The organism is Pseudomonas sp. UBA6276, from assembly GCF_002438365.1.
Lineage (GTDB): Bacteria > Pseudomonadota > Gammaproteobacteria > Pseudomonadales > Pseudomonadaceae > Aquipseudomonas > Aquipseudomonas coleopterorum.
Genome location: NZ_DJUS01000112.1, coordinates 1 through 3283 on the forward strand (window position 1 = coordinate 1; position 3283 = coordinate 3283).

Genomic DNA, 3283 nt, shown 5'->3' on the forward strand with positions numbered 1-3283 from the left:
CGAGAATCACTTCCAGGCCGGCGTCGTGCAGGTGCGCGATCATCTCCTTGAACTCGGCGATCTTGCCGCTGGCAATGTAGCGCGAATGCGGGGCGAAGAAGGCAATGCTGTTGTAGCCCCAATAGTTGTTGAGGCCTTTCTGCAGCAGATGCTGGTCGTTGACGAAGCCGTGGATCGGCAGCAGCTCGATCGAGGTGACGCCCAGCTTTTTCAGGTGGTCGACCACTTCCGGCACGGCCAGGCCGGCGAAGGTGCCGCGCAACGCCTCGGGCACGGCCGGGTGCTGCATGGTCAGGCCGCGTACGTGGGCTTCGTAGAAAATGGTTTTATCCCACGGGACGCTGACGCGATGGTCACGGCCCCAGGTGTAGGCCGGGTCGATGACCTTGCTTTTGGGCACGAAGGGCGCACTGTCGCGCTCGTCGAAACTGAGGTCACCATCGGGATGCCCGATGGTGTAGCCGAACAGGGCTTCGGACCACTTCAACTCACCGACCAGTTGCTTGGCATACGGGTCGATCAGCAGTTTATTGGGGTTGAAGCGGTGGCCGTTTTCCGGATCGTAGGGACCATGCACACGGTAGCCGTAGATCAGCCCCGGGTGGGCGTCGGGCAGGTAGCCGTGGTAGATCTCGTCGGTGTACTCGGGCAACTCGATGCGCTCGATCTCTTCTTCGCCGCTGGCGTCGAAGATGCACAGCTCGACCTTGGTGGCATTGGCCGAAAACAGCGCGAAGTTGACGCCCAGGCCATCCCAGGTCGCGCCGAGCGGGAAGGGCAGGCCTTCACGGATACGCGAGGGTTCGGCGGGTTCTGGCGCTGGTGCAGCTTTTTTTTGCGGACTCATGGTCGATCCTTGCTCTTGGTTTGCACGCGTACGGCGCAGGCAGATGTCACGGCATCTTCGGTGTCTTCAGAGTCGGGTGTACGAGGGTGTGCAACGGGTTGGAAGACGCGCCGTGCGAGTGACGGGCGTTTGAGGTCGTGAAACCGCGACCATCCAGCCCTGAGGCTGGATCGGCGAAAAATGGGCCCGCGTGCCCGGGGAAGGTGGTACGCGGGCGGGTATCACTTTGCAGCAGGCTTCTTTGGCGCCCGCGGCTTCTTCGGGGCGGCTGGCTTGGTGTCGTCCTCGGCTTTTGCAGTCGAGTCGGCGGTCGCCTGCTCGGCGGCCTTGGCCGGTGGCTTGGGCTTGGCGGCAGGGGCTTCACCGGCAGCTTTCGGCTTTGGCTTGGGCTTTGGCTGAGCCGCTGCTTTGGGCTTTGCCGGTGCCTTGCCCTTGCTTGGCTTGGACGGTGCCAGCGCTTCGGCTTCGGCCAGTTTTCGCGCCATTTCCCAATGACGCTCTTCCTGACCTTCGGGCTGGCCTTCGGATTCCCAGATCTGATAGGCGAATTCGCGGACTCGTTTGTCGTCGGCACTCATTTCAACGCTCCTTAATTACAGCTCACTTTGTAGGAAGAGATTGACAGGAAACTCTTTCAGCGCAGTGCCTACCAACAATTCCTTCTCTGCTGTGACTGCCTGCTCGGAAAAAAGTCCCTTCAATGTAGCCCCGGATTTTGCCGATGGCAAAACGACACGGGTGTCGCCCCAAGCGCTCGCATCGATCAGAGGCGTCCTGCTATCAGCAAGAAGGCCACTCGCCAGGCGAGGCACGATCACCACTGCAGCGGTGCCGTCCAGTACCCGGGCAAAGGCGTGGATACGATCGGCATGAGCGCCCAAAACGTCCAGCTTCTGGTAGCTGCCCTCGCGGAACAGCGCTGGATGCGCGGCGCGGACCTCAAGGGTACGCTGAATCATGGCCTGTTTGATGCGACCATCGTGCCAGCTTTCCAACAGCTCGCTCACGGCCGGACGTGCATCGAGCGAACGTTCCCGCGCGGCGTAGTCGACCGGGCGACGGTTGTCCGGATCCACCAGGCTGAAATCCCAGTACTCGGCGCCTTGATACAGATCGGGAATACCCGGCACGGTCATGCGCAGCAGCGTCTGCACCAGACTGTCCAGCGCGCCGCTGGGCGCGATGGTGCGGCTGGCCGCAGCGATGGCGTCGCGCAGAGGGCGACCCTTGTCGCTGAGCAGCAACTGTTCGAGGAACTCGCGGCAAGCCTTTTCATAGGCTTCGTTCGGTGCGCTCCAGCTGCTGATCAGCTTGGCCTCGCGCAACGCTTTCTGCTGCCACTGGTACAGGCGTTCGGCGTAGGCGGTCAGGCCATCGACGTCGTCGCTGCGCAGGTCCAGCGGCCAGCTGCCCAGCAATGCCTGATACAGCATCAGTTCGTCGCCACCGGTCGGTGCATGGCCATCGCCGAAGGCACTGCGCAGGGGCGCGGCCAGTTCGAGCCATTGTTCGACTTGCTCGACGTACCAGGGAGCACGCTCGCTCAGCACGGCCAGACGGGTGCGAGTATCTTCGCCGCGCTTGTGGTCGTGAGTCGCAGTGGCCAAGAGGTTGTCGGGGAAGTGCTGCAGACGCTGCTGACACGCTTCATCGAACGCTTCAGGAGTACCGGCGAACAGTTCGGTCTCGAACCCTACGTCGTTGCGCGAAAGCAGTACGGCAGAGCGATAGAACGCGGTGTCTTCCACGGCCTTCGCTGCCGACGGCGAAGTCAGCTGCTGGAAGCGCACGCAGGCATGACGGATCAGCTTGCGCGGGCGACCCAGCGGCAGGTCGCGCCACGATTGGCCGCCCAACCAGCGCTCCAGGTAGTCGAGCACCGGCCAATCGGCTTCACCCAAGGTACTGCGAGCACCTTCCATGGCTTTCTGGAAGAAGGCCTCGTCTTCGGCAGGACGCCCGCCCGGGTTGATGTAGGTGCGGTACACCGGGAAATGCACGATCAGCTCCTGCAGCGCCCGGCGAATGGCGCCCAGGGTCAGGTCGCGGCTCATCAGATCGCCTCGGGCCACCTGCAACAGGGCTTGGGCGACGGACTCGAAGTCACCGGCCAGCGAGCCATTGAGCACCAGATTGCGCGCTATGTGCGCTTCTTCGATGAACTCGCTGGGGCGTCCGCTGATGCGGTTCCAGAGTTCGCCCAGCGGCTGCTCGCCGGCAGGATCGTGCTGGAGCAGGGACACCTGGTTCATGAATTCATAACCGGTGGTGCCGTCGACCTGCCAGTCACGGTGCAGCGTTTCGCCTGCGCCGAGGATCTTCTCGACATAGATCGGCACATGATCGATGCGCGCCGATTCGGGGCGTTGCTGCAACAGGCCTTCGACCCGACGCCGCAGTTTGCGTGAGTAACCGCGCGGATCGGCCAGGCCGTCG

At 62.9% G+C, this 3283-nt stretch carries 2 protein-coding genes and 1 pseudogene; all 3 read right to left on the minus strand.

Annotated elements, in window-relative coordinates; translation table 11 throughout:
- A pseudogene (locus B2V21_RS13295) lies at window positions 1-847 on the minus strand (glycogen debranching enzyme GlgX); the annotation flags it as partial.
- 221 nt (window positions 848-1068) lie between these two features.
- Window positions 1069-1425 carry a DUF2934 domain-containing protein gene (locus B2V21_RS13300; RefSeq protein ID WP_049860153.1) on the minus strand — a complete coding sequence of 119 codons (357 nt, stop codon included), beginning with the start codon at window positions 1423-1425 and terminating at the stop codon, window positions 1069-1071.
- A gap of 15 nt (window positions 1426-1440) precedes the next feature.
- Window positions 1441-3283: malto-oligosyltrehalose synthase (gene treY / locus B2V21_RS13305; RefSeq protein ID WP_286917091.1), on the minus strand; the 1843-nt coding region annotated here is incomplete at its 5' end.